The organism is Enterobacter cloacae complex sp. 309I3, assembly GCF_050031595.1.
GTDB lineage: Bacteria > Pseudomonadota > Gammaproteobacteria > Enterobacterales > Enterobacteriaceae > Enterobacter > Enterobacter cloacae.
Genome location: NZ_JBLGWI010000001.1, coordinates 459356 through 484340, shown reverse-complemented (window position 1 = coordinate 484340; position 24985 = coordinate 459356). Strand labels below are relative to the sequence as shown.

At 54.9% G+C, this 24985-nt stretch carries 27 protein-coding genes; 11 read left to right on the top strand and 16 right to left on the bottom strand.

The window, feature by feature from the left end:
- Positions 1–41: 41 nt before the first annotated feature.
- Positions 42–866: an AraC family transcriptional regulator gene (locus ACQG22_RS02310; protein ID WP_013095315.1), complete on the top strand. Its 825-nt coding sequence runs from the start codon at positions 42–44 to the stop codon at positions 864–866.
- Positions 867–941: 75 nt separating this feature from the next.
- Complete coding sequence (locus tag ACQG22_RS02305; RefSeq protein ID WP_023619710.1) at positions 942–1907, top strand: DMT family transporter; 966 nt, start codon at positions 942–944, stop codon at positions 1905–1907.
- Positions 1908–1969: 62 nt separating this feature from the next.
- On the opposite strand, the gene ACQG22_RS02300 is transcribed toward ACQG22_RS02305, so the two are convergent.
- The gene (locus tag ACQG22_RS02300; protein WP_129327033.1) at positions 1970–3619 is read right to left on the bottom strand and encodes a methyl-accepting chemotaxis protein; all 1650 of its coding nucleotides are present in this window, start codon (positions 3617–3619) and stop codon (positions 1970–1972) included.
- 244 nt (positions 3620–3863) lie between these two features.
- Between ACQG22_RS02300 and ytfE the strand changes: the two genes are divergently transcribed.
- Entirely contained in the window at positions 3864–4526 is a 663-nt protein-coding gene (gene ytfE, locus ACQG22_RS02295; protein WP_320702426.1) for an iron-sulfur cluster repair protein YtfE, read from the top strand.
- Positions 4527–4654: 128 nt separating this feature from the next.
- Complete coding sequence (locus ACQG22_RS02290) at positions 4655–5830, top strand: IS4 family transposase (protein ID WP_038418736.1); 1176 nt, start codon at positions 4655–4657, stop codon at positions 5828–5830.
- Between the two features lie 512 nt (positions 5831–6342).
- On the opposite strand, the gene cycA is transcribed toward ACQG22_RS02290, so the two are convergent.
- Together cycA and fklB are read right to left on the bottom strand one after the other, a co-directional pair.
- Entirely contained in the window at positions 6343–7752 is a 1410-nt protein-coding gene (cycA, locus tag ACQG22_RS02285) for a D-serine/D-alanine/glycine transporter (RefSeq protein WP_023619712.1), read from the bottom strand.
- A 311-nt stretch (positions 7753–8063) separates the two neighbouring features.
- On the bottom strand, positions 8064–8684 hold the full coding sequence (gene fklB / locus ACQG22_RS02280) for an FKBP-type peptidyl-prolyl cis-trans isomerase (protein WP_008502892.1): 621 nt from the start codon (positions 8682–8684) through the stop codon (positions 8064–8066).
- Between the two features lie 233 nt (positions 8685–8917).
- Here fklB and ACQG22_RS02275 point away from each other — a divergent pair, with 233 nt between their 5' ends.
- Positions 8918–9562, top strand: a complete 645-nt coding sequence (locus ACQG22_RS02275) for a LysM-like peptidoglycan-binding domain-containing protein (protein ID WP_369706791.1) — start codon at positions 8918–8920, stop codon at positions 9560–9562.
- A gap of 46 nt (positions 9563–9608) precedes the next feature.
- Here ACQG22_RS02275 and ACQG22_RS02270 read toward each other — a convergent pair whose 3' ends face one another.
- From ACQG22_RS02270 to rpsF, 5 genes are all read right to left on the bottom strand, one after another.
- A complete protein-coding gene (locus tag ACQG22_RS02270) occupies positions 9609–10538 on the bottom strand; it encodes a DMT family transporter (protein ID WP_102751787.1) in 930 nt (309 codons plus the stop codon).
- Positions 10539–10689: 151 nt separating this feature from the next.
- Positions 10690–11139: a 50S ribosomal protein L9 gene (gene rplI, locus ACQG22_RS02265; protein WP_008502894.1), complete on the bottom strand. Its 450-nt coding sequence runs from the start codon at positions 11137–11139 to the stop codon at positions 10690–10692.
- Positions 11140–11180: 41 nt separating this feature from the next.
- A complete protein-coding gene (gene rpsR, locus ACQG22_RS02260) occupies positions 11181–11408 on the bottom strand; it encodes a 30S ribosomal protein S18 (protein WP_000135199.1) in 228 nt (75 codons plus the stop codon).
- A gap of 4 nt (positions 11409–11412) precedes the next feature.
- Positions 11413–11727, bottom strand: coding sequence for a primosomal replication protein N (gene priB / locus ACQG22_RS02255; protein ID WP_008502895.1), 315 nt, complete (start codon positions 11725–11727; stop codon positions 11413–11415).
- Positions 11728–11733: 6 nt separating this feature from the next.
- Positions 11734–12129: a 30S ribosomal protein S6 gene (rpsF, locus tag ACQG22_RS02250; RefSeq protein WP_003856034.1), complete on the bottom strand. Its 396-nt coding sequence runs from the start codon at positions 12127–12129 to the stop codon at positions 11734–11736.
- Between the two features lie 343 nt (positions 12130–12472).
- On the opposite strand from rpsF, the gene yjfY reads away from it, so the two are divergent.
- Complete coding sequence (yjfY, locus tag ACQG22_RS02245) at positions 12473–12748, top strand: DUF1471 family protein YjfY (RefSeq protein WP_013095308.1); 276 nt, start codon at positions 12473–12475, stop codon at positions 12746–12748.
- A 140-nt stretch (positions 12749–12888) separates the two neighbouring features.
- On the opposite strand, the gene ACQG22_RS02240 is transcribed toward yjfY, so the two are convergent.
- Genes ACQG22_RS02240 through ulaA form a run of 6 tightly spaced genes read right to left on the bottom strand, consistent with a single transcriptional unit; the run spans position 12889 to position 17297 of the window.
- Positions 12889–13575 (bottom strand): L-ribulose-5-phosphate 4-epimerase, encoded by a 687-nt coding sequence (locus ACQG22_RS02240; protein WP_062729371.1) that lies wholly within the window; start codon positions 13573–13575, stop codon positions 12889–12891.
- The gene (locus tag ACQG22_RS02235) at positions 13568–14428 is read right to left on the bottom strand and encodes an L-ribulose-5-phosphate 3-epimerase (RefSeq protein WP_013095306.1); all 861 of its coding nucleotides are present in this window, start codon (positions 14426–14428) and stop codon (positions 13568–13570) included. Before ACQG22_RS02235 ends, ACQG22_RS02240 begins: the two co-directional genes overlap by 8 nt.
- 9 nt (positions 14429–14437) lie before the next feature.
- A complete protein-coding gene (gene ulaD, locus ACQG22_RS02230; RefSeq protein WP_013095305.1) occupies positions 14438–15088 on the bottom strand; it encodes a 3-keto-L-gulonate-6-phosphate decarboxylase UlaD in 651 nt (216 codons plus the stop codon).
- A gap of 13 nt (positions 15089–15101) precedes the next feature.
- The gene (gene ulaC / locus ACQG22_RS02225) at positions 15102–15569 is read right to left on the bottom strand and encodes a PTS ascorbate transporter subunit IIA (RefSeq protein ID WP_013095304.1); all 468 of its coding nucleotides are present in this window, start codon (positions 15567–15569) and stop codon (positions 15102–15104) included.
- A 9-nt stretch (positions 15570–15578) separates the two neighbouring features.
- On the bottom strand, positions 15579–15884 hold the full coding sequence (ulaB, locus tag ACQG22_RS02220) for a PTS ascorbate transporter subunit IIB (RefSeq protein WP_004109091.1): 306 nt from the start codon (positions 15882–15884) through the stop codon (positions 15579–15581).
- A gap of 12 nt (positions 15885–15896) precedes the next feature.
- On the bottom strand, positions 15897–17297 hold the full coding sequence (ulaA, locus tag ACQG22_RS02215; protein ID WP_013095302.1) for a PTS ascorbate transporter subunit IIC: 1401 nt from the start codon (positions 17295–17297) through the stop codon (positions 15897–15899).
- A 359-nt stretch (positions 17298–17656) separates the two neighbouring features.
- On the opposite strand from ulaA, the gene ulaG reads away from it, so the two are divergent.
- Positions 17657–18721, top strand: coding sequence for an L-ascorbate 6-phosphate lactonase (gene ulaG / locus ACQG22_RS02210; protein ID WP_010427455.1), 1065 nt, complete (start codon positions 17657–17659; stop codon positions 18719–18721).
- A gap of 110 nt (positions 18722–18831) precedes the next feature.
- On the top strand, positions 18832–19587 hold the full coding sequence (ulaR, locus tag ACQG22_RS02205) for an HTH-type transcriptional regulator UlaR (protein WP_013095301.1): 756 nt from the start codon (positions 18832–18834) through the stop codon (positions 19585–19587).
- On the opposite strand, the gene yjfP is transcribed toward ulaR, so the two are convergent.
- A complete protein-coding gene (gene yjfP, locus ACQG22_RS02200) occupies positions 19584–20306 on the bottom strand; it encodes an esterase (protein WP_102751789.1) in 723 nt (240 codons plus the stop codon). The two genes, ulaR and yjfP, sit on opposite strands and share 4 nt — an antisense overlap.
- Before the next feature lie 137 nt (positions 20307–20443).
- On the opposite strand from yjfP, the gene bsmA reads away from it, so the two are divergent.
- The 3 genes from bsmA (at position 20444) to ACQG22_RS02185 (ending at position 23299) form a co-directional block, all read left to right on the top strand.
- The gene (gene bsmA, locus ACQG22_RS02195; protein WP_071830088.1) at positions 20444–20773 is read left to right on the top strand and encodes a biofilm peroxide resistance protein BsmA; all 330 of its coding nucleotides are present in this window, start codon (positions 20444–20446) and stop codon (positions 20771–20773) included.
- Positions 20774–20909: 136 nt separating this feature from the next.
- On the top strand, positions 20910–21197 hold the full coding sequence (gene yjfN / locus ACQG22_RS02190) for a DUF1471 family protease activator YjfN (protein ID WP_013095298.1): 288 nt from the start codon (positions 20910–20912) through the stop codon (positions 21195–21197).
- A 170-nt stretch (positions 21198–21367) separates the two neighbouring features.
- On the top strand, positions 21368–23299 hold the full coding sequence (locus ACQG22_RS02185) for a methyl-accepting chemotaxis protein (RefSeq protein WP_369706792.1): 1932 nt from the start codon (positions 21368–21370) through the stop codon (positions 23297–23299).
- Here ACQG22_RS02185 and ACQG22_RS02180 read toward each other — a convergent pair.
- On the bottom strand, positions 23296–24918 hold the full coding sequence (locus tag ACQG22_RS02180; RefSeq protein ID WP_148790399.1) for an isovaleryl-CoA dehydrogenase: 1623 nt from the start codon (positions 24916–24918) through the stop codon (positions 23296–23298). The genes ACQG22_RS02185 and ACQG22_RS02180 overlap by 4 nt on opposite strands.
- Between the last annotated feature and the right edge of the window lie 67 nt (positions 24919–24985).

Genomic DNA, 24985 nt, shown 5'->3' with positions numbered 1-24985 from the left:
CATCTCTGATAATGAAGCGATGACCCACGAGGAGGCTCACCGTGCAAGGCGTACCGGAACAATTTAGCGATGAGAGAGACAGCGCGCGCTTTCGCCATCTGGCGCAGTTGCCGGGTCTGGAACTTTATCACGCGCATATCGCTGACTACGCCTTTGAGCCTCACACGCACGAAGCCTTCGGCATCGGCACCATCGAAACCGGTGCCGAGCGCTTTCGCTATCGCGGTACTCAGCACCTGGCCGCTGAAAAATCCGTTGTCACCATGAACCCGGACGAGATCCACACCGGTGAATCGGCCACCGAGGGCGGCTGGCGCTACCGGATGGTTTACATCGAACCCGCTTTACTGGAAGAGGTGACTGGCCTGCGCCACTGGTGGTTCAGCGACGTGACCCGCCACGACCCGCTGCGTTCGCAGCAAATCGGCCAGCTGATCTACGGCCTGTGGCATACCCAGGACCCGCTTGCGCAAAAAGGACTGCTGCTAGATCTGATTGAGACCTTCCAGCCGTTGGCCCATCACGCCCCAATAATTAAGGAAGGCGCGCACCGGTTCGAACGGGTACGCGAATATCTGCACGACAACTACATGCACGCCGTGACGCTGGACGAGTTGGCCAACGTGGTTTCTCTCAGCCCATACCATTTTCAGCGCCAGTTTAAAGCCCATTTCCACGTCACGCCGCACCAGATGCTGATGGCTATTCGCCTGTGGCGCGCCAAAGGCTTCCTTACGCACGGTATGCCCGCCGCCGAAGTGGCCGCCGCGACCGGGCTGACCGACCAGTCGCATTTAACCCGCGCGTTTACCCGCCGCTACGGGATTACGCCCGTCCGCTACCAGAAACAAGTTATCGGGCGCTGATGCGCAATCTCATACAATACGCGCGCAATCCCCCCTTCTACACTGAGTACAAAGTCAATTGATGTGGATGGAATAATGATTAGTGGCGTGTTGTATGCCCTGCTGGCAGGGCTGATGTGGGGGCTGATTTTTGTCGGCCCGCTGATTGTGCCCGAGTATCCGGCGGCCCTGCAGTCAACCGGACGCTATCTGGCGCTGGGGCTGATTGCCCTGCCGCTGGCCTGGCTCGGTCGTACGCGTTTACGCCAGCTCAACCGCCAGGACTGGATGACCGCGCTGGCGCTGACCATGATGGGCAACCTTATCTATTACGTCTGCCTGGCGAGCGCCATTCAGCGTACCGGCGCGCCGGTATCGACCATGATTATCGGCACGCTGCCTGTCGTTATCCCCGTCTTTGCGAACCTGCTGTACAGCCAGCGCGATGGCAAACTGGCATGGTCAAAAATGGTACCCGCGCTGATCTGCACGGGCGTCGGGCTGGTCTGTGTGAATATTGCCGAGCTTCGCCACGGGCTCGCTGATTTCAGCGTCTGGCGTTACGGTTCGGGGATCGGTTTAGCGTTTATTTCGGTCGCCTGCTGGGCCTGGTATGCCCTGCGTAATGCGCGATGGTTGCGGGAGAACCCGGATAAACATCCGATGATGTGGGCAACGGCACAGGCGCTGGTGACGCTGCCGGTCTCGCTGGTGGGCTATGCCGGGGCGTGCCTCTGGTCTGCGCAGCAACAACCGGACTTCGCCCTCCCTTTCGGGCCGCGGCCGTGGGTCTTTGTCGGGCTGATGATCGCTATCGCTGTGCTCTGTTCCTGGGTGGGCGCACTGTGCTGGAATATCGCCAGCCAGAAACTGCCAACGGTGATCTTAGGGCCGCTGATTGTCTTCGAAACGCTGGCCGGGCTGCTGTACACCTTCCTGATGCGCCAGAGCGTACCGCCGCTGTTAACGGCCTGTGGAATAGTGCTGCTGGTGATGGGGGTAGTGATGGCGGTAAGAGCTAAGCCGGAAAAACCGATGGTCGTTCCGGCGTCGGAGATGTGAGGCGTTTGCAGGGCCTGCAAAAACGTAGGCCCGGTCAGGCGTAGCCGCCACCGGGCAAGCTTTTAAAACGTTTCCCAGTTGGCTTCAGACGCAGAAGCGACGGGCTGCGCTTTTGGCGCATAGGTTTTCGCCGGAGCCGCCTTCACTGCCTGGCTGCGGACAATTTTAAACACTGCCACCGCGTCGTTCAGGCGTGCCGCCTGGTCTTCCAGCGCGGCCGCTGCGGCCGCAGACTCTTCCACCAGCGAGGCGTTCTGTTGGGTAACACGATCCATCTCTGCCACCGCCTGGCCCACCTGGTCGATCCCGCGGCTCTGTTCATCAGACGCAGAGGCAATTTCACCCATAATGTCGGTGACGCGAGTCACGGCGTTCACAATCTCCGCCATGGTGGCCCCGGCTTCGTTCACCAGCTGCGAGCCTGCGTTAACCCGCTCACCAGAGTCATCAATCAGCGCTTTGATCTCTTTCGCCGCCTGGGCGCTGCGCTGAGCGAGCGTACGCACTTCTCCGGCTACCACCGCAAAGCCTCGCCCCTGCTCACCTGCGCGCGCCGCTTCAACTGCCGCGTTAAGAGCCAGGATGTTCGTCTGGAAGGCAATGCCGTCAATGACATTGGTAATTTGCGCAATTTTGCTGGAACTGGTGGCGATTTCGTCCATTGTGCGCACCACGCCTTCTACAACGTTACCGCCCTTCTTCGCCGTTGAAGAGGCATCAAGCGCCAGACGGGAAGCCTGACGGGCATTGTCGGCGTTTTGTTTCACCGTTGCCGTCAGCTGCTCCATGCTGGCAGCCGTCTCTTCCAGCGAGGCAGCCTGCTGCTCGGTACGGGAAGAGAGATCGTTACTGCCCGCAGAGATTTCCCCCGCACCGGTGTAAATGGTATCCGCACCTTCACGAACCACGCCCACGGTGTTTGCCAGCGCGGTTTGCATCTCCTGGACGTTTTGCGCCAGTACGGCCATCTCGTTTTTACCCTCTGCATGGATCGGCTGGGTTAAATCACCGGCGGCAATGGCGCGGATATGGCTTATCACATCCTGCAGCGGCAACAGCAGCACGCGGCGCATGGCAATCCAGCTGGAGATAATCACGATAATCACCAGCAGCATAACCGCAGAGAGGATCCACAGGATACGCTTGTAATCACTTTCGTTATCTTTAATCCCTTTATCCGTAAGCACGGCCTGGGCTTCACGCCATTCCCGGTAAACGTTTTGCATCGCGGTCTGTTTCTGCTCTGCATTCTGCTTGAACATCTCTTCCAGATTGCCCTGAGAGAGCAAAACGTTCATTTGGGTCAGCGTCGCGGAGTAATTGCGGTACTGCTCTTCCAGGCGATTTGCCAGGTTGGGATCCAGCCCTGGGGTATTCGGCAAAGCATAGTATTTGTCGTAATGAGACTGGGCATTGGCCAGCAGGTTTTTCGCCGTGTTTACCAGCTCATTGAGCTGTCCGCCGTTAATCTGCGAGGCCATGCTGCTTTGCAGACGCAGCATGCCGCGGTTCAGGGTGACGCGCGCCTGGTTCAGGCTGATCCATGCATCGGTAAACTCCGCCACGTTCTTGCTGGATAGCTGCGACACGGTGAAATTGTCTTTATCGTTATTCAGCGCGTTGATAAAGATACCGGCGGAAACGAGTTGCATGATGCCGAGCACAAGCAGCACCGAAATCAAAAGGGTAATGACTTTTATACGTTTAAACATGCGTTGCCTTTGTAATATGCAGGTTTGTCTGACGTGGGTATATCGGCAGGCGCGGCGGGTTGTTTACTGTTTCTCCACGTTAAAAAAGTTTCTAAAGTTATTTTCTGCATTCATTCAGTGAGTTAAACACGCTAATTTTTTGTGACTTACATCTCATTTTCACCCTTGCCTCTAAAGGGTTATAGCGCCGCCTTAAAGATGCATTTAATATGCATCTTATATTCTTGATGATGAGGTAACTGCTATGGCCTTTCGCGACCAACCACTCGGCGAGCTGGCGCTCTCCATCCCTCGCGCTTCTGCGCTGTTTCGTAAATACGGCATGGATTACTGCTGCGGCGGTAAGCAAACCCTGGCACGTGCGGCCTCGCGCAAAGAGCTGGATGTAGAGGTTATTGAAGCGGAGCTGGCTCTGCTGGCAGAGCAACCCATCGACAAAGAGTGGCGCACGGCCCCGCTTGCCGAAATCATCGACCACATTATCGTGCGTTACCACGATCGCCACCGCGAACAACTGCCGGAGCTGATCCTGCAGGCCACCAAAGTGGAGCGCGTTCATGCCGACAAGCCTTCCGTGCCGCGCGGCCTGGCGAAATACCTGACCATGCTGCATGAAGAACTCACCAGCCACATGATGAAAGAAGAGCAGATCCTCTTCCCGATGATTAAACAGGGAATGGGCAGCCAGGCGATGGGGCCAATTAGCGTGATGGAAAGCGAACATGACGACGCGGGTGAACTGCTGGAAGTCATCAAACACACGACCAATAACGTCACGCCGCCGCCAGAAGCCTGCACCACATGGAAAGCGATGTACAACGGCATTAACGAGATGATCGATGACCTGATGGAACACATCAGTCTTGAGAATAACGTTCTGTTCCCGCGTGCATTGGCGGGTGAATAAAAAGGCCACTGAAGCCTGATGCCCTCACCCCGGCCCTCTCCCACGGGGCTGAGGGTTCCCCAGAAAAATGAAAAGCACGATGAAGTGTGATCTACTGGTTGCGCTAACAAATCAGAAGAGACCTCATCGTGCCTTTACAGACAGTCTGCCAGAAATTTTTCTCCGCGTCTTTACCGGACGTTCACAGCTTCCGGATTAATGTCCTTGTTTCCATGGCCGTTGCCCTCACGCACGGTGCGGATCTGACCCTGACCAGCCTTGGTCGCACTCTTCCCGGCAGGGCGCACGTCAAAAATAAAATTAAACGTGTTGACCGTGCCCTGGGTAATACCGCCCTTCACCGGGATATTCCCCGTATTCAGCACCTGCTCACACATACCATCACCTCCCTGATGCCCTTCTGTGTGATTGCTGTCGACTGGACAGGCTGGCATGACAGGAACTGGTATCTTCTGCGGGCAAGCCTGGTCTGTAATGGTCGCTCACTGCCGCTTATGAGTGAGGTTGTCCCCGCAGAGCTGGCGCAGAACAGTGATGTACAGTGCCGCTTCCTTGACCGCCTGCATGATGCCATCCCGAAAGATAAAGCCGTCACCATCATTACGGATGCAGGCTTCCGGACAGACTGGTTCCGGCATGTCAGCCAGCTGGGCTGGAGCTTCACCGGCAGGGTCAGGGGCTGCATCAGCTTCCGGCTGGACGGAGATAAAAAGTGGATGAAAATCAGTGAGCTTGAGGCTACCGGACAACCGGTCTGCGTGGGTTACGGTGTCCTGTCCCGTAAACCACGAACGCCCTGTTACGGCCGGTTCTATCTGCATAAGCGCCCTGACGCAGGGCGTCAGGGAAAAGGGGGGATGCCGAAAACACAGCGGGAACACCGCAGTAGCGCGCGGGAGCCCTGGCTGCTGTTCAGTAATGCAGAGGGACTGGAGCCGCACCAGATAATGGCCCTGTACAGCCGCAGAATGCAGATAGAACAAAACTTCCGGGACGACAAAAGTCCACGCTTCGGGTTCGGTCTGAGGCTGAGCCGGAGTCAGGGAAAAGGGCGACTGGAAGTGCTGAATATGGTCGCGGCAATGGCAAGCCTGGTGATGTGGCTGGCAGGTTACAGGGCAGAAAGGCAGTGTTTACACTGGCACTATCAGGCAAGCAGCATCAGGCACAGACGGGTTCTGTCATACCTGAGTCTGGCAGAAGAAGTCATCCGGCATGAGCCCGGGAAAGTGAGACGGCTGAATATAGTTAACGAGATGAAAAAGCTGGGAAAAGAGTACAGTAATATGGTCATGGTGGCATGACCATATTACTGGGGATCCCTCAGCCCACAGGGAGAGGGATCCCCTGTAATTTTTTACCGGAAGCGATGAATGTTTTTTCAGGAAAATGAATGACTTACAACGAAGCCCTGGTCCGACTGTAAATCGCAGAGGCGTTTCCTGCAGGCCGGGGCGAGGCGCATGGATGCGCCGAGAGGGCGGCTTTACAGGGACGTTACATCCGCCCGTCCCCGATAAGCCGGAAGGAATAAGCCGAGGGCACCGCGAAGCGGCGATTTACCGCCGGGAGCCCGGGTCGCCAGGGCGGTGGCGATTGAGCCGCCCTGGCACGTTCACAAGTCATGCCGTTACAGAGTAGCAAGGAACATAAAGTGAACGGAATGACCTCTACAGCCATATGTTCCCCCTCACCCCAGCCCTCTCCCTCAAGGGAGAGGGGGTCCTCCGTGCAGGCATTATTTTATGGGGATCCCTCAACCCACGGGGAGAGGGTGCAAAAACTAAAAACGGCAACCGAAGTTGCCGTTTTGCTTTTACCTTACGCCTGCCATTCGTTTCTTACCAATGAACAGCCAGCCCAATCCCAGGGCGATGAACCACAGCGGCGTGACGATCAGCGCCTGACGGGTGTCATCTTCCAGCGTCAGCAGAACCAGAACGAACGCGAAGAACGCCATGCACACCCAGCACATCAGCTTGCCCAGCGGCATCTTATAGATCGATTTCTCATGCAGATGCGGACGCTGTTTACGATACACCAGGTACGAACAAAGGATGATCGTCCAGACGAACATAAACAGGATCGCCGAAACGGTGGTGATCATGGTGAACGCACCGATAACGCTCGGGTTCACGTAGAGCATTACCACCCCACCCAACAGGCACATGCAGGAGAACGTCAGCCCTTTCGCCGGAACAGCACGCTTAGAGAGCTTCGCGAACGCGCTCGGCGCAACGCCTTCCTGCGCCAGGCCAAACAGCATGCGGCTGGTTGAGAACACACCGCTGTTCGCCGATGACGCTGCAGATGTCAGCACCACGAAGTTAATCAGGCTCGCTGCGGCAGGCAGTCCCACCAGCACGAACAGTTCAACAAATGGGCTCTTGCTTGGCACAACCGAGCTCCACGGCGTCACGGACATAATAATGATCAACGCAAAGACGTAGAACATGATGATACGAACCGGAATGGAGTTGATTGCACGCGGCAGGGATTTTTCCGGGTCTTTGGTTTCCGCAGCGGTGGTTCCGACAAGTTCAATCCCCACAAAGGCAAATACCGCAATCTGGAAGCCGGCAAAGAAGCCGCTGATGCCTTTCGGGAACCAGCCGCCGTCATTCCACAGATGGGTAAACGAAGCCTGCACGCCGGTTGGCGACTGGAAGTGCGTCAGCACCATTACCAGGCCCACCACAATCAGCGCCACAATAGCGACAATCTTGATCATCGCGAACCAGAACTCCATCTCACCGAACATCTTAACGGTGGCGAGGTTGAGGCTCAGCAGCAGAATAATCACCGCCAGCGAGGCGACCCAGTCCGACAGCCCCGGGAACCAGAACTGCGCATAGGCAGTAATGGCGACGACATCCGCCATGCCGGTTACGACCCAGCAGAACCAGTAGGTCCAGCCGGTGAAATAACCCGCCCAGGGACCGAGCAGGTCGGAAGCAAAATCGCTGAAAGATTTGTATTCGAGGTTGGAGAGCAGCAATTCACCCATTGCACGCATCACAAAAAAGAGCATAAAACCGATGATCATATAAACAAAAATGATCGACGGCCCGGCAAGACTGATGGTTTTGCCTGAGCCCATAAACAGCCCGGTACCGATGGCACCCCCGATGGCGATAAGCTGAATATGACGGTTTGTGAGATTGCGCCGTAGCGACTGTTCAGACGTCGCCTCTTCTGTCGCGGCGACTTTGACCTGATCTACCATGTAATTTTCCTGTTTATGCCTGTCTGTGTTGTTAAGGCTCTTCTGGCCTTTAAAAACGTCAAATAAATGACGGTCCCTTTGTAAGGGTTTATCGATATTAGGTAAGAATCGGCGGGATGAATACTATGATTTAGATATTATGTTAATAATATGTTGGAAGTGAGTGTCATATCACTCATACAGCGCGAAACAGCTCACAAAAATACACGCAACAGTTTCGTTTGCAAGATAAAATATTGATTCCGTCGTAACTATAGGTTTTAACACTATTTTCCTCTCCCCGGACGGAGAGAGGAAATAAGAAAAGCCGATTACAGGATTTCCAGCAGCTCGACTTCAAACACCAGGGTGCTGAATGGTGGGATGGACGCGCCAGCGCCACGCTCACCGTACGCCAGGTTGTGTGGGATAGTCAGTTCCCATTTGGAGCCGACTGGCATCAGGGTCAGAGCCTCAATCCAGCCTGCGATAACGCCGTTAACCGGGAATTCAGCCGGTTCGCCGCGTGCAACAGAGCTGTCGAACACGGTACCGTCGATCAGTTTACCGGTGTAGTGCACGCGAACGTGGTCAGTGCGTGCCGGGATAGCGCCGTCGCCCTGGTTGATCACGCGGAACTGCAGGCCAGACTCGGTGCTGTTCACGCCTTCACGCTCACGGTTCTCTTCCAGATATTTCACACCTTCTGCCGCCATCTCTTCGAAGCGCGCGCGACGCACAGCGTCCGCACGTTCGTGGATTTCACGCAGCGCACGGTGCACAACATCAACCGGAACGGCTGGCTGTTTGCCTTCCAGCGCGTCAGCGATACCCGCCACCAGCGCTTCTGGTAACAGACCTTCCAGGCCGGATTCGCTCAGTTGCTGTCCTACCTGCAAGCCGATACCGTAACTTGCCTGCGCTTCGATAGTGTCAAAAGTCGGGGTGGTCATGGGTTTTCCTTCCATCACATTTAAAGTAGCGGGCAGCATAGCAGCCATGCCCTTATGGGTAAAACTTTGTCTGAAGTTAAGGTGACAAACTGCGACGAAACAGAAACAATAGAGGTAACCAGGATTAATCCCGAATGGATGTCACGGATGTCGGGTTTGCTACGCCGTTCAGGCAGTTAGCGAACTATACTTCGGAGCACAGGATAAAAAAGACGCGGAGCAGGAGGAGAGCCATGCCCGGGCGATTTGAACTGAAACCTACCCTGGCGAAAATCTGGCATGCGCCGGACAATTTTCGCATTATGGACCCGCTACCTCCTCTGCATCGCAGAGGGATTATCATAGGCGCGCTGCTGGTGATCGTCGGTTTCCTGCTCCCTTCTGGCGGCGATAATGTCGACACCGCACCGGTCACCCGCAATGCGCAACTGGATCTTCAGTCGCAAACGCGCCCGCAGCCTGACACGCAACCCATGCAGACACAGCTTGTGACGCCGTCTAACGATCCGGGACAGGTTGCACCGGTTGAGCCAGAGCCTATTCAGGAAGAACAGCCGCAGGAGCAGGCCGCAGCCCCGTCTAAACCCCAGACGCAGCAGCCAACCGGCATTGAGCAGCAATGGCGTTCCTACCGCGTGGAGGCGGGCAAAACGCTTGCCCAGCTGTTCCGCGACCATAACCTGCCGCCAACCGATGTCTATGCGATGGCCCAGGTAGAAGGCGCGGGTAAGCCGCTCAGTAACCTGCAGAACGGCCAGATGGTGCAGATCCGCCAGAATGCCAGCGGCGTGGTCACCGGGCTAACGATTGATACGGGTAATGGCCAACAGGTGCTGTTTACCCGCCAGCCAGACGGCAGTTTTATCAGAGCACGGTAATGGCGTAGGCCGGGTAAGGCGAAGCCGCCACCCGGCACTTTTGTTCTCAGGCACTCCGTTTATTCACCCACCAGATCCCCGAGCAGACCAGCACCAGCGCAATCGCGTATTTAATCTCAAGGATGTTTTCGCCGAGGAAAATAGCGGACAGTACCGTCCCGGCGACGGGAATCACAAAGTTGAACGGGGCAATCATACTGACGCGGTTCACTTTCAGTAGCGCGCTCCACAGGGCGAAGGCGACGGATGAGAGCAACGTCAGATACCCTAATACCGCCACCGCGGTAAGGCTATGCACCTCCAGCGTCCCGCCCGTTGCATATCCCCCTACCACCAGCGCAAGACCACCAATGCCTAGCTGCCAGCCGGTCATCACTGTGGGATCAACCGTCTGGGAAATCCGTTTGCCGTAAAGCGTGGCGGCGGAGAGGATGAACGCCGCCAGCACCACAAACCCGTCACCATTCCAGACAAAGCGGAAATCACGAATACCACTGTGGAAATTCACCAGCATCACCCCGGCAAACCCCAGAATACAGCCCAGCGTTTTGTTATAGCTGAGCTTGTCGTTGTGGTAGATAAAATGCGCCAGCAGTACGCTGAAGAAGGTGCCGGTGGCGTTCATGATCGAGCCATTAACGCCCGTGGTGTATGCCAGCCCGATATAAAAGAAGGTGTACTGAATGGTGGTCTGCGTCAGTCCCAGGATCGTAAGCTGGCCAAACTGCGTGGGCGTGAGCCTGGCGATGGGTTTACGCTGTGCCAGCGCAAACAGCAGCAGCAGTGCTCCGGCAAACAGAAAACGGTATCCGGCAAAGACGACTTTTGACGGGATATCATCGGTTGCGATCTGAAAGAGTTCATAGCCACTTTTAATGGCCGGGTAAGAGCTACCCCAGAGCAGACAGCAGAGTGTGGCGCAGGCGTAGGCCACATTGCGACGGGCAAAGACAGGCGTAGACAGAGCGGTTTCCATGGCAAATCTCAAAGATAAAATTGCGTTTCATTTTATTATCAGAGAATGCGTCAGGAATCGCGACCATACAAGCTAAAAGAGAGGTTCGTCAGGTTTTAAAAAGCAAAACGCCGGCACAAGGCCGGCGCTTCGACGCGAGCAGAGTAAAAAATTACTCAGCTACAACGTTAACAACCAGTTTAGCGAATACTTCGCTGTGAACCTGGAAGTCAACTTCGTGCTCACCAGTGGTACGCAGAACGCCGTTCGGCAGACGAACTTCGCTCTTAGCCACTTTAACGCCTGCTGCAGAAACTGCATCAGCGATATCGCGGGTACCGATGGAACCGAACAGTTTACCTTCGTCGCCAGCTTTGGAAGCGATGGTAACAGTGCCCAGTGCGTTGATTGCTTCAGCGCGAGCGTTAGCAGCCGCCAGAACGTCAGCCAGTTTGGCTTCCAGTTCAGCACGACGTGCTTCGAAAAACTCTACGTTTTTCTTGGTAGCAGGAACAGCTTTGCCCTGTGGAACCAGGAAGTTACGAGCGTAGCCCGCTTTAACGTTTACCTGATCACCCAGGCTGCCCAGGTTTGCTACTTTATCAAGCAGAATAACTTGCATTACCTTATCCTCTTAAAGTCGTATTAATGGACCGTGCCCGATTACTGATGACGATCAGTGTACGGCAGCAGAGACAGGTAGCGAGCGCGTTTGATAGCGCGAGCCAGCTGACGCTGGTATTTTGCACGAGTACCGGTGATACGGCTTGGGACAATCTTACCGCTTTCGGTGATGTAGTTTTTCAGCGTTGCGATATCTTTATAGTCGATCTCTTGAACGCCTTCCGCGGTGAAACGGCAGAACTTGCGACGACGGAAATAACGTGCCATATGGCTAGTCTCCAGAATCTATCAAATCAATCTGCTCGGCATGCAGAACCATTTTGCTCAGACCGTTCTTTGCCTTGTGGCAAGAGATGAACCCCTGAACGATTACTGCACTACCGACCGTTAAACTGTGAGTAATGGCCTGGTTTTCGTGTCCGCTAATGATAACGGGCATTTGGCACCACGCCTGCCGGTGAAACCCGGCTTCCTCTTGCACAGAACGATGCTCAAGCACGAACTGGCAATGCGGAATTCCTGATGGACTGACCTTTCGAAGGGGAGCCCTGCATACGATGCCGGACAACGCCAGACGGTTGGTCATCAGAAATTACTCTTCAGAATCCCCAGCATCAGAATCATCTGCGGTTTCGTTTGCGAAATCATCGCGACGCTCACGGCGCTCGTCTTTCGCTTTAACCATCGGAGATGCTTCGGTAACTGCGTGTTTGGTACGCATAACCATGCTGCGGATAACGGCATCGTTGAAGCGGAAGGTAGTTTCCAGCTCATCGATCACTTCCTGCGGAGCTTCAACGTTCATCAGAACGTAGTGTGCTTTGTGCAGTTTGTTGATCGGGTAAGCCAGCTGACGGCGGCCCCAGTCTTCCAGACGGTGGATCGTACCTTCTGCACCAGTGATGGCAGCAGAGTAACGCTCGATCATACCCGGAACCTGTTCGCTCTGGTCAGGATGGACCATAAAAACGATTTCGTAATGACGCATCGAATTGCTCCTTACGGATTATTCAGCCTCCTGTCTGGGTCAGCCGAGGCCCGGGGAGGCAAGGAACGTGTTAAAGGTCGGCTGAAAAATTGACGCGTCATAATACTTGCGCCCCCCAGGAAACTCAAGCTGATTGCACAAATAATTCGCACAAACCGCAAAGCTGGTCTAAGTGGGTGATTTAAAATTAACCACATCAGGAAGCGTTGTTTTTTTGAACAACTGCATCAGAAATGGTCACGCATCCTCGCCGGATAAGTGATTACACTTTAATCAGAGACCATATAAATACCGGAGGGGAGCAAACAACCGTCTCACAGCACGCAGTCGTGGAGCGCATATCATGAAAAAAATCGCAATTGCCGTAATGGCTGCGCTTTTGCTCAGTGCAAACGCGATGGCAGCCATCAAGATAGACAGCCGACAGGCCAGAAACATGGATGATGTGCAGAGCTTAGGCGTTATTTACATCAATCACCATTTCGCCACAGAGAGCGAAGCAGATCAGGCGCTTAATAAAGAAACCGATGCTCAGGGGGCAAATTACTACCACGTTATTCTGATGCGTGAGCCCGGCAGCAACGGCAACATGCACGCCAGTGCAGATATTTACCGATAACGCTTTGACGCTAGCACCAGGAAAGCCAACAAAAAGAATATAGCCATCGTTTTACTTGCCCCCTGCCCGGGGGCTTTTTTTTATGAATGGCTCTGAAATACCACCGGTTACAACTGTTTTCGGTATTCCAGAGCACTTATTCACTTCTGCCCGTAATAGGCGTTTGGACCGTGCTTGCGCATGAAATGCTTGTTCATCAGGTAATCATCAATGCCCTGAAGCTGTGGGTTGATGCCGCGAGCGATCCACGCCATGCGTGCCACCTCCTCCATGACTACCGCGTTATGGACAGCGTCATGCGCATCTTTTCCCCAGGCGAACGGACCGTGCTGATAGACCACAATGCCCGGCGTATGCAGCGGTTCGCTCTCACCCAGCGTTTCGATAATGACGTTGCCGGTGTTGAGCTCGTACTCGCCTTCCACTTCGGTCTGCGTGAGTGCCCGCGTGCACGGAATGTCACCAAAGAAGTAGTCCGCATGCGTGGTTCCCAGAGCCGGAATGGCCCGCCCCGCCTGTGCCCAGGCTGTGGCATGCGTAGAGTGCGTATGCACTACGCCGCCCAGAGAAGGGTAACGCCGGTAGAGCGCCAGATGGGTGGCTGTATCTGAAGAAGGGCGCCATTTGCCGTCGACAACGTTACCCTTAAGATCAACCACCACCATATCGTCAGGGCTCATGGCGTCATATGCCACGCCGCTAGGCTTAATCACCACGAGTCCCTGCTCTCGGTCGATAGCACTGACGTTTCCCCAGGTGAAGGTCACCAGCCCATAGCGCGGGAGATCCATATTAGCGTCAAAGACCTGCTGCTTAAGCTTAAGCATATTCAGCCTCCAGTAAGCCGGCCCGTGCCATACGTTCCCGTACCCAGTCGCGAGCGTTAGCCACTTCACCTGCCGGGTCATCTGACGTTTCGCTCCACATCTCAATCAGGTAAGGTCCGCAATACCCCGCCTGTTTGAGCGTCTGGAAGCATCGTTCGAAATCCACCACCCCGGTGCCGAACGGAACGTTTTTGAATACCCCAGGACGTGTATCTTTGACATGAACCGCGACGATATGGCCCATCCCCGCCAGCAGTTCCATTTGTACGTCGTTATCCCACGCCGACAGGTTGCCGATATCAGGATAGAGCTGGAACCACGGATTGTTCAGGTAATGCGCGTAGCCCAGCGCCTTGCTGATCGAGTTCATTAACGGATAGTCCATGATCTCCATCGCCAGCGTCACCTGCGCGCGGCTAGCCATTTCAACGCTCTCTTTCAGACCATCACGAAAACGACGACGCGTTTCGTCATTGGCTTCCTGATAGTAAACGTCATACCCGGCAAGCTGTATCACGCGAATACCCACATCCTGCGCAAAACGAATGGCTTTACGCATGATCTCCAGCCCCTGCGCGCGCACCGTATCATCTTCACTGCCAAGCGGAAAACGACGGTGGGCACTGAGGCACATGGACGGCACGCGTACGCCCGTTTCGGCGACCGCACTCACCAGCGCCAGACGCTGCTCCTGGCTCCAGTCGAGGCGAGAAAGACGTTCATCGGTCTCATCCACGGACATTTCGACAAAATCGAAGCCCAACTGTTTCGCCAGTTTCAGCCGCTCCAGCCAGCACTCCCCCGCAGGGAGTGCCTTTTCATAGATGCCAAGCGGGACCTGTTTAGACAACATACCCGCTCCTTAGCCCCAAAGCTGAGCGATTGAACGTTTGAACTGACGTGCCGCTTCCACCGGAGACGCGGCATCACGAATGCTGCGACCCGCGATAAAGACGTGAATAGGGATACCTTTAAACAGCGGCAGATCTTCCAGTGCCAGGCCACCGGTAACGGTCACTTTAAAGCCCATGTCAGCAAGACGTTTAATGGCGCTGATATCCGCGTCTCCCCACGCCACGCCGGCGGCCTGCGCATCACGGCTGCGGTGATAAACGACCTGCTGAATGCCAGCATCGCGCCACGCCTGGGCCTGTTCCCAGGTCCAGAAACCGGTCAGTTCAATCTGCACATCGCCGTTGAACTCTTTCGCCACATCCAGCGCGCCTTTCGCGGTGTTGATATCTGCACAGCAGATCACAGTGACCCAGTCGGCATTGGCTTCAAAACACATGCGGGAGAGAATTTTGCCTGCATCGGCAATCTTGGCATCGGCCAGCACGATTTTATGCGGGTAGAGCGCTTTCAGATCGCGAACGGCGCGCACGCCTTCGCCTACGCACAGAATGGTGCCAACTTCGATAATATCCACCTCTTCCGCAATCAAGCGGGTGGTTTCATACGCATCGGACAGAGTCTGGTTATCCAGCGCAACCTGCAACATTGGTAATGACATTTTCAATTCCTTCTTAAACTGCCGCCGCTGTGGCGTTATCAATTAAATCCAGCACTTCCTGCTCAGTGCGGCAGGCGCGTAAACGATCAAAATTCGCTTCGTCATCAAACAGGTTAACGATCTGCATGATGCCAACCTCCTGATGGGTATTGGCATCGACGGCCGCCATGGTGATCAGGATGTCGACCGGGTCGTTATCTTCATGGTTAAACACCAAAGGCGTTTTCAGCGTTACCAGCGCGAAGCCGGTTTTCTTCACGCCCTCTTCCGGGCGACCGTGCGGCATTGCAAGGCCTGGCGCGATGACAAAATAAGGACCATGCTGCGCCACACCATCAAGAATGGCCTGGTAATACCGCGGCTCGACAACATCAGCCTTAACCAGCAGGTCCACGCTCAGCTTGACCGCCTCCTGCCAGGTGCTGGCCTCGGCCTGTAAAAGGATGGAGTTATTCTCTGCCAGCGAATCACGTAGTTTCATGTGGCGTCCTTACTTCACGTCCTGGGGGAAGTGCGCTTTGATCACTTCCAGCAGTTTTGGGCCGAAATCCGCAGGGGAGAGCATATTGCGTACCCCCACGACATACTTGTTGCCAGAAACGCTAATTTCACCGGCGATATGGGTAGACGCGATGATGATATCGGCGCCGTTCAGTTCACTTTTGTATTCACCCACCGCGCAGCTGTTCACCGTGTGGTCAATGTTTGACTGGGTTAAAAACTGGTCCACTTTCATCTTCATGATCATGGAGCTACCTTGCCCATTGCCACACACAGCCAGGATACGTACGGTCATAATCGAAACTCCTTAGTGAGCAGAAACTTCTGCTGTTTGTTTTTCCGCATCTTCTTCAGCTCGCAGAGAACGGCCAGCGAAGAACATATAAGCCAGAGCAATCAGGATGATGACGGCCATAAAGACCAGCCCGACGGACGCAAAGCCCTGCATCATTGGCGGTGCCAGGATTGACCAGTCCGCCATGCCCATCCAGGCGCTCATGCCGGTGAGCTTGACCGCCCACACGCAACCGAAGATCTCCACCATGCCCATCACCAGACAGATCTTGAGCGCCGCGCGCCAGCCGCCAAAGTGGTTAGCAAAGACGCCAATGGTGGCGTTGGAGAAGAACATTGGGATAAAGCCAGGAATAATCAGAATGGATGAGCCACAGCCGACCAGAATGCCTACCGCAATCAACTGGCCGATGGTGCCCCACATGAAGCCCCAGACCACCGCGTTTGGCGCAAAGCTGTAGATAGCCGCACAGTCAATGGCCAGCACCGCACCAGGAATCAGGCGTTGGGAGATCCCATTAAAGGCTTCAGACAGTTCGGCAACAAACATACGGACGCCCTGGGTAATGATGAAAATGGCTACCGCGAAGGAGAAACCGGTCTGCAGGATATAAACCGTCCAGTGCGTTTTCCCCGCCATCGCCTGCACCACATCAATCCCGAAGGAGAGCAGAATGGCGCCGAAGAAGATGGTCATCACAATGGCGGTTGAAACGATGTTGTCGTGGAAGATATTCAGCCAGCCCGGCAGCTTGAGATCTTCCACGCTGTCCTCTTTTTTACCCAGGTACGGTGCGACCTTGTAAGCGAGCCAGGCGGCGAATTGCTGCTGATGGCCGATGGAGAAACCGCAGCCGTCGGTGACCTCCTGCGTCGGCTTGTACATCATGTTGGAGGTGATACCCCAGTAGAGCGATACCAGCACGGCGGTGCAGATAATCGTGGTCCACATGGGGTAGCCGAAGATATAGAGAGACACCGCAATCAGCCCGGCCTGCTGGAACATAATGTGGCCAGTCAGCATGATGGTGCGGATGCCGGTAATGCGGCGCAGCAGAACGTAAATGATGTTCAACGCCAGCGCGAGCAGTACCGCGTACCCCACCCAACTGTAGGCATCTCCCATGCGGTCAATGGTGGCCATCATCGACGCGTAGGTGTCAGAGATGGCGCCGTTGATGCCATACACCTCCGACATCTTCGCAACCACAGGCTTAAAGGTGCTGGTCAGAATGCCTGAACCCGCCTGCAACAGCATGAAACCGATGATGGTTTTGATTGTGCCTTTGATGATGACGCTGACGCTTTTGCGCAGAAGGATGTAGCCCAGGCACGTCACGATACCCAGCAAAAGCGGGGCGTTAGTCATTACCTGATTAAAGAACACGGTAAAGACGTTGTAGAGGATCTCCATAACTCTCTCCAGAAATGAGAACACGAGGGGGTAATCCCTGTTCGGTTGGTGCCATCACTCTATTAATCACAAATAATCACCACAAGATTGCATTTGATTATTTGTGACGTATCACGCAAATTATTTCCATGGTGTTAGTAATGATTTTCACTACCGATTCCCACGCATAAATTATTTCTTATAATTCATACAATTAATCATTGATAGCGGATATTCTAACAACGTAGAAATGGATTATCTGTGACATGGCGAAGATAAATTTCCTCAATTTACTCGTTGCAAACCGATTCAAAGAGTGCCAGCATTAATCACAACAAATCACCAAATGATTATTTTTGATTAAACCAGGAGTCAAAACGATGAGTAAAGTGAACACCATCACCCGTGAATCATGGATTCTGAGCACCTTCCCGGAATGGGGCAGCTGGCTGAATGAAGAGATTGAGCAGGAACAGGTTGCTCCTGGTACGTTTGCAATGTGGTGGCTGGGTTGCACCGGCATCTGGCTGAAATCCGAGGGTGGCGCCAATATTTGCGTTGATTTCTGGTGCGGTACCGGCAAACAGAGCCACGGCAATCCGCTGATGAAAAAAGGTCATCAGATGCAGCGCATGGCAGGTGTAGAAAAATTGCAGCCGAACCTGCGCACCACACCGTTTGTTCTTGATCCTTTTGCCATTCGCCAGATCGACGCCGTCCTTTCCACCCACGATCATAACGATCACATCGATGTAAACGTGGCGGCAGCGGTGATGCAAAACTGCGCGGACGACGTGCCGTTTATCGGACCGCAGACCTGCGTGGATCTCTGGATTGGCTGGGGCGTGCCGAAAGAGCGCTGCATCGTCATGAAGCCAGGCGACGTGGTGAAAATTAAAGACATTGAAATCCATGCGCTGGACGCCTTTGACCGCACCGCGCTGATCACCCTGCCTGCTGACCAGAAAGCCGCAGGCGTCCTGCCAGACGGCATGGATGAGCGAGCAGTGAACTATCTGTTTAAAACCCCTGGCGGTTCCCTGTACCACAGCGGTGATTCTCACTACTCCAACTACTATGCGAAGCATGGTAACGAGCATCAGATTGACGTGGCGCTGGGCTCCTACGGCGAGAACCCACGCGGCATCACCGACAAAATGACCAGCGCCGATATGCTGCGCATGGCAGAAGCACTGAACACCAAAGTGGTGATTCCTTTCCACCACGATATCTGGTCAAACTTCCAGGCCGATCCGCAGGAAATCCGCGTATTGTGGGAGATGAAAAAAGACCGTCTGAAGTATGGCTTCAAGCCATTTATCTGGCAGGTTGGCGGCAAGTTCACCTGGCCGCTGGACAAAGACAATCTCGAGTATCACTACCCACGCGGTTTCGATGATTGCTTCACCATTGAGCCAGACCTGCCGTTCAAGTCATTCCTCTGATTGTGAAACCCCATCGCCAGACCTTGCGTCTGGCGATTTCATATTTATTTTAGTAATTTCACGCTATTTCAAATATCATCTTTTCAAATCAATTCTTATCGGAATAGCTCATGACGGAAGCGCAACGGCATCAAATATTACTGGAACTCCTGGCGCAAACAGGGTTTATCACCGTCGAGAAAGTGATCGAACGTTTAGGGATTTCCCCCGCGACGGCACGACGCGATATCAACAAGCTGGATGAGAGCGGTAAGCTGAAAAAAGTCCGTAACGGCGCGGAAGCCATCAGCCAGCAGCGCCCCCGCTGGACGCCGATGAACATCCATCAGGCGCAAAACCACGATGAAAAAGTGCGCATTGCCAGAGCCGCATCACAGCTGGTCAACCCGGGTGAGAGCGTGGTGATCAACTGCGGCTCCACGGCATTTCTGCTGGGCCGCGAGATGTGCGGTAAACCGGTGCAAATCATCACCAACTATCTGCCGCTGGCTAACTATCTTATCGATCAGGAACATGAAAGCGTGGTGATCATGGGCGGCCAGTATAATAAGAGCCAGTCCATTACCCTTAGTCCCCAGGATAGCGAAAACAGCCTCTATGCCGGACACTGGATGTTTACCAGCGGCAAAGGCCTGACCGCGGACGGGCTCTACAAAACCGACATGTTAACCGCGATGGCAGAGCAAAATATGCTTAACGTCGTGGGCAAGCTCGTCGTACTGGTCGACAGCAGTAAAGTCGGCGAGCGAGCTGGTATGTTGTTCAGCCGCGCCGAACAGATTGACATGGTGATCACCGGCAAACATGCCAATCCAGAGATCCTGCAGAAGCTGGAAGATCAGGGCGTCAAAATTCTGCGCGTTTAAAGATGCTGGCGGAAAAAGTCCACCGTCGCGTCCAGCGCCGCTGGCGTGATACGGTGGCGAACGCCCGCTTCCCACAGGCAGGTCAGGTTGCCGTCCAGCCCTTCGCGCTGTAGTGCCTGCTGGAGACGGAAGGTTTCGCCAGGGGGCACCACATCATCCGCGTCACCATGCCACAACAGCAACGGGCGATCGGCCAGACGCGGTAACGCCCGGGTCACTTCCCATTCGGCCAGCAACGCATCAATCTCCGTCGCGTCTTGCGGTGGAAACAGCGTTTTTGACAATGACGTAAAATAGCCCGAGCCCATCAGGCACGCCACGGAGGTCACCTCAGGGTGACGAGCCATGATCCCGAGCGCCGTCATTCCCCCCATCGATGCGCCGGCCACCGACAGCCGTTGATTCGCCACCAGCCCCGCCTGGTAAAGCGCATCGCGCAGCCCGGCAAATTCGCTCAGGCTACCGTGCAAAATCTGCCAGAACTGCCCAAGTCGCACCTGTTCATCACCCGTAAAACGTGCACCGTGATCGGGCGCATCCGGCATTACTACCCGAAAACCGGCCTGCGCCAGCGCCACCGCAAAGTAGCTGTAAACCAGCTTCGATGAAGTAAAGCCATGATAAAAAACCACAACAGGCAGCGGGTGTGCACTTTTTCCCGCAGGGATAGCGTGTAATATTTCATGATTGCCGAGGCGGCGAGTTTCAATTTCAATCATTGTCGACCCTGTGCTGATGAATGATTCATAATGTTGAGAACTGGATTACGCTTTCACGATATTTTCATTCGAAATATACGTACCAGATAACACTTCGGGAACATTCCCCCAAAACTAAATTCGCAGACAACTACACTATGGCTATCAGGAAACGAGATATGGTTATGCGCAGGTTTGCTACTTTATTGTTGCTGGTTCTGCTCAGTGGCTGTAGTGCACTACAGGGGACACCGCAACCCGCTCCCCCGGTCGCCGACCATCCGCAGGAGATTCGTCGTAATCAGACGGAAGGATTACAACGAATGGGTACCGTCTCCGCGCTGGTTCGCGGATCCCCGGATGACGCAGAGGAGTCAATAAAGGCGCAAGCTGCCGCCGCCAAAGCAGATTATTACGTCATCATTATGATCGATGAAACCATCATTACGGGACAGTGGTATTCACAGGCTATTTTGTACCGTAAATAACGATCTTCATTTGAACGACATTTACACTGCTTTGCGTCCATAGACATTTTCCTGTCCACAATAAACTCCATGCCCGCGACAATGGAAGTGAGTTTATTTGCGAAGGAGTGCCCGGCGGATACCGGAGAAATGTGAAATGGAGCTGACAATGAAACGAACTCTTGCTTTGACCTCTCTGTTGCTCTCAGTAGGCCTTGTGAGCACGACTGCACAGTCAGCAGAATTCGCCAGTGCTGATTGCGTCACTGGCCTTAATGAAATTGGCCAGATCTCCGTCAATAACATTTCGGGGAGCCCGCAAGATGTTGAACGTGTCGTGGCACTAAAAGCCGATGAACAGGGCGCTTCCTGGTATCGAATTATTCAGATGCAGGAAGATAATCGCAGCGATCATTGGCGCGTACAGGCTATTCTCTACGTCTAATCACCTCCGATAAAAGCCACTTATTTTTAGTGGCTTTTCGTTTTTGCAAATTTTTTATCTTCTTTCAACCCCATTAAAAACAATTTGATAACATTTTGTTACATTATTTAAGTAAATGTTAGCTCTGTCCTGCCGTTGAAAAGCCATACCTTTTCAATAATGAGCAATTTATGATCACCTTTTTTCGCCGTGCGGGTCTGGGCGCAAAGCTATCGCTTCTTACCGGCGTGAGTGTCGCCACGCTGTTTATGCTTTTCACTTTTCTGCTCAGCCATAAAGCCAGCCAGCAGCTTGAAGCCCTTGCGGTAGAAGACCTGCATAACCAGTCCACCGGTATGGTTGATATGGTACAGATGTTTAACACCAGTCTGAGCGAAGAGGTCGAGAGCTATACCCGGCTGTTCACCACCTTTTTACCGCAGCCTTTGAGCGTCGACAGCAGTCAACTCCAGACCATTAACGGGCTTAGCGTTCCCCTTCTGAAAGGGGGTGAAACAGGCCTGCATGAAAACAATGCACTTTCTGACGACTTCCTGGCGCGTACAGGGGCAATCTCGACCCTGTTTGTGCGCAGCGGTAATGACTTTGTCCGTGTCGCCACCTCCCTGCGCAAAGAGAACGGCGATCGGGCAATGGGTACCATTCTGGACACTGCCAGCCCGGCCTATGCGGCCGTCACCAAAGGCGAGGTCTATCGCGGTCTGGCGTTGCTGTTCGGCAAGCGCTATATCACCCAGTATCAGCCGTTCAAAAACGCAGAAGGCCAGGTCATTGGGATCATTTTTGTTGGTGTGGATATCACCCACTCCTGGAACGTGATGCGCGAAAAAATCCTCAATCGTCGTTTAGGTGACAGCGGACACTTCTTCGTGCTGGATCGCAGCAACGGTAAAACGCGCGGACAGTTCCTTTTCCACTCGAACCGGGAAGGCCAGCTTCCTGAGTGGGACAGCGCCACCCAGCAGCAGTTGCTGAGCAATACCCCGGGCACGCTGGAACGCGCAAGTGAGGATGGTCGCATACTGAAAATGGCCTATACGCCGCTGCCGGGCTGGAACTGGACCATTGTGGGGGAAGTGGATAAATCGGCGCTGCTCTCAAGCGTCACCACGATGCGGGATCGCTTCCTGCTGGCAGGCGTGGCGCTGTCAGTCCTGTTTGCCGCGCTGTTTGTCATCATCATTCGTCGCATGCTGACGCGTCCGCTGCGTAACGTCATTCACCTTGCCCGACAATATGCGGCAGGCGATCTGCGTGCCAGCCTGTCCGTTACCCGCCAGGATGAGGTTGGCCAGCTTATCGACGCCATCAACGGGATCGGCGGCGGTCTGCAAAAGATTGTCCTGCAGGTACGCGAGGCCGCAGGTGAGATCCATCTGGGCACTAACGCCCTGGCCTCTGATACCGGTGAGATCTCAGAGCAGATCAACAAACAGGCCAGTAGCGTTGAAGAGACCTCCGCGAGTATGGAACAACTCGCCGCAACCGTGCAGCAAAACGCGGCCAATATGGAACAGACGCAGCAGCTGGTGGGGGAAACCTCACGCGCGGTGCATCAGGGGGGCGAGACGGTGACGAACGCAGTCTCCACCATGGACGATATTCGCGACGCCTCAAAGCGCATCGAGGACATCACGCGCGTGATTGAGTCGATTGCTTTCCAGACTAACATTCTGGCGCTTAATGCAGCGGTTGAAGCAGCACGCGCCGGCGAACACGGAAAAGGGTTTGCTGTGGTCGCGCAGGAAGTGCGCGCCCTGGCGGCACGCAGCGCTAATGCGGTGAAAGAGATTGAGCAGCTGATTGGCGACACGCTGAACAAGGTGAGTGAAGGCCATGCGCTCTCAGAGCAGACGCGTCTGGCGATGGATGCCATCATCGCGCACATCGATAACATCAACCAACTGGTGACCGAGATTAACCATGCATCCCGCGAACAGTCGGCGGGGATCCGTCAGGTAAATCTGGCCATGACCCATATTGGTGAGGCCTCCCACATCAACGCCGATCGCGTCTCGCGCAGCGAGCAAACCGCACAATCACTGCGCGAGAAAGGGTCGCACCTCACTCAACTGGTGAGCCTGTTCCAGCTTAAAAACTAGCCTACCCTGCCCGTGGCGCGTAGCAGAAGATCGCTTTGAACCTGCTCTGTCATCAGCGTGCCGCCACGGGTATCCAGCATCATGCGGCACCACGCCTGTGCGACGGGCGGAGAGGCGTGCCGCAGCATCTGGCTTCCGGCGCCCAGCAGGAATAGCTGATGCGCAATCTCCCGCCCCTGCGCCTCCTGCGGTTTACGCAGTTTTTGCTGCAACTGCCGCCAGCTGCGATCGAAGTGTCTGTCCTGACCTTTCACCTGCGCAAAATCCTCTGCCAGCAGATCGAACATACCCGGCTGCTTCGCCAGAACGCGCAGAACATCCAGACACATGATGTTCCCTGAGCCTTCCCAGATGCTATTCACCGGCATCTCGCGATACAGACGGGGGAGTTCACTCTCCTCGCAGTACCCGATGCCGCCCAACACCTCCATCGCCTCTGCCACGAACGGGATACCCGCTTTGCAGACGCTGAATTTCGCGGCTGGTGTGAAAAGCCGCGCCCAGGCCGCCTCCTGCGGATCGGCGCGTTTATCCCACGCCCGGGCAAGACGAAACAGCAGCGCCGTTTGCCCCTCCAGCACCAGCGCCATGCGGCTCAGGACGTCGCGCATCAGCGGCTGATCGATGAGGTTTTTTCCGAACGTCTGCCGCTGATGGGCGTGGTACAGCGCCACGGATAATGCCCGACGCATCAACCCATGGCTGCCCAGAGCGCAGTCAAAACGCGTTAACCCGCCCATGCGAAGGATCTGTCGTACCCCTTCCCCCTCTTCCCCTAACAGCCAGCCGGACGCATCCAGAAACTCCGCTTCACTGCTGGCGTTAGAGCGGTTGCCGAGCTTGTCTTTCAGCCGCTCCAGGCGCACGGCGTTGCGCTGCCCGTCAGGCAAAAAGCGAGGAACAAAAAAGCAGGACAACCCGCCTTTCGCCTGCGCCAGCACCAGATGCGCATCGCTTTGTGGCACAGAGAAAAACCATTTATGACCCACCATCCGGTAGCTGCCGTCGCTGCACTTTTCTGCTTTAGTAGTGTTGCTGAGCACGTCCGAGCCGCCCTGTTTTTCCGTCATCCCCATGCCGATCAGCAGGCCGCGCTTTTGGGCTCCGGGGGCAAGGTGAGGATCATAACGATCGCTCAGTAGCGGCGTGAGCCAGTTCTGGAAAGGTTCAGGGAGCGCCTGTTGCAGCAGCGGCGTGGCGGCAAACGTCATGGTCACGGGGCACAGCGTTCCGGCCTCAACCTGAGCATGCAACACGAAGCGCGCGGCGCGAGCGACAAAGGAGCCTTTACGCGCCTCCTCTTCCCACGCCAGGTTATGCACCCGGTTAGCGCACAGCCCCTGCATCAGAAGATGCCAGGCGGGGTGAAAACGGACATCATCCAGCCGCTCACCGGTGGGGTCATAGCGAAGTAACTCCGGCGGATTGACGTTCGCCAGCCTGCCAAGCTCCAGCGACTCCGCCGTACCTAACTGCTGGCCTATACTGGCCAGCAACTCGCTATCCCACTCCGCGCCTTCGCGGGCCACCGCGTCACGCAGGGCACAATCAGAGAGAAAAAGGTTGCTGTTCGAAAGCGGTGCGGGTTGGTTAAAAACGGTATGTGTTTGCCAGTGCATGCTGTCTCCCTCCTTCAGTGGCAATGAAGATAAGTATGGACAGACCCTGTGCACGCTGCATGGGAGT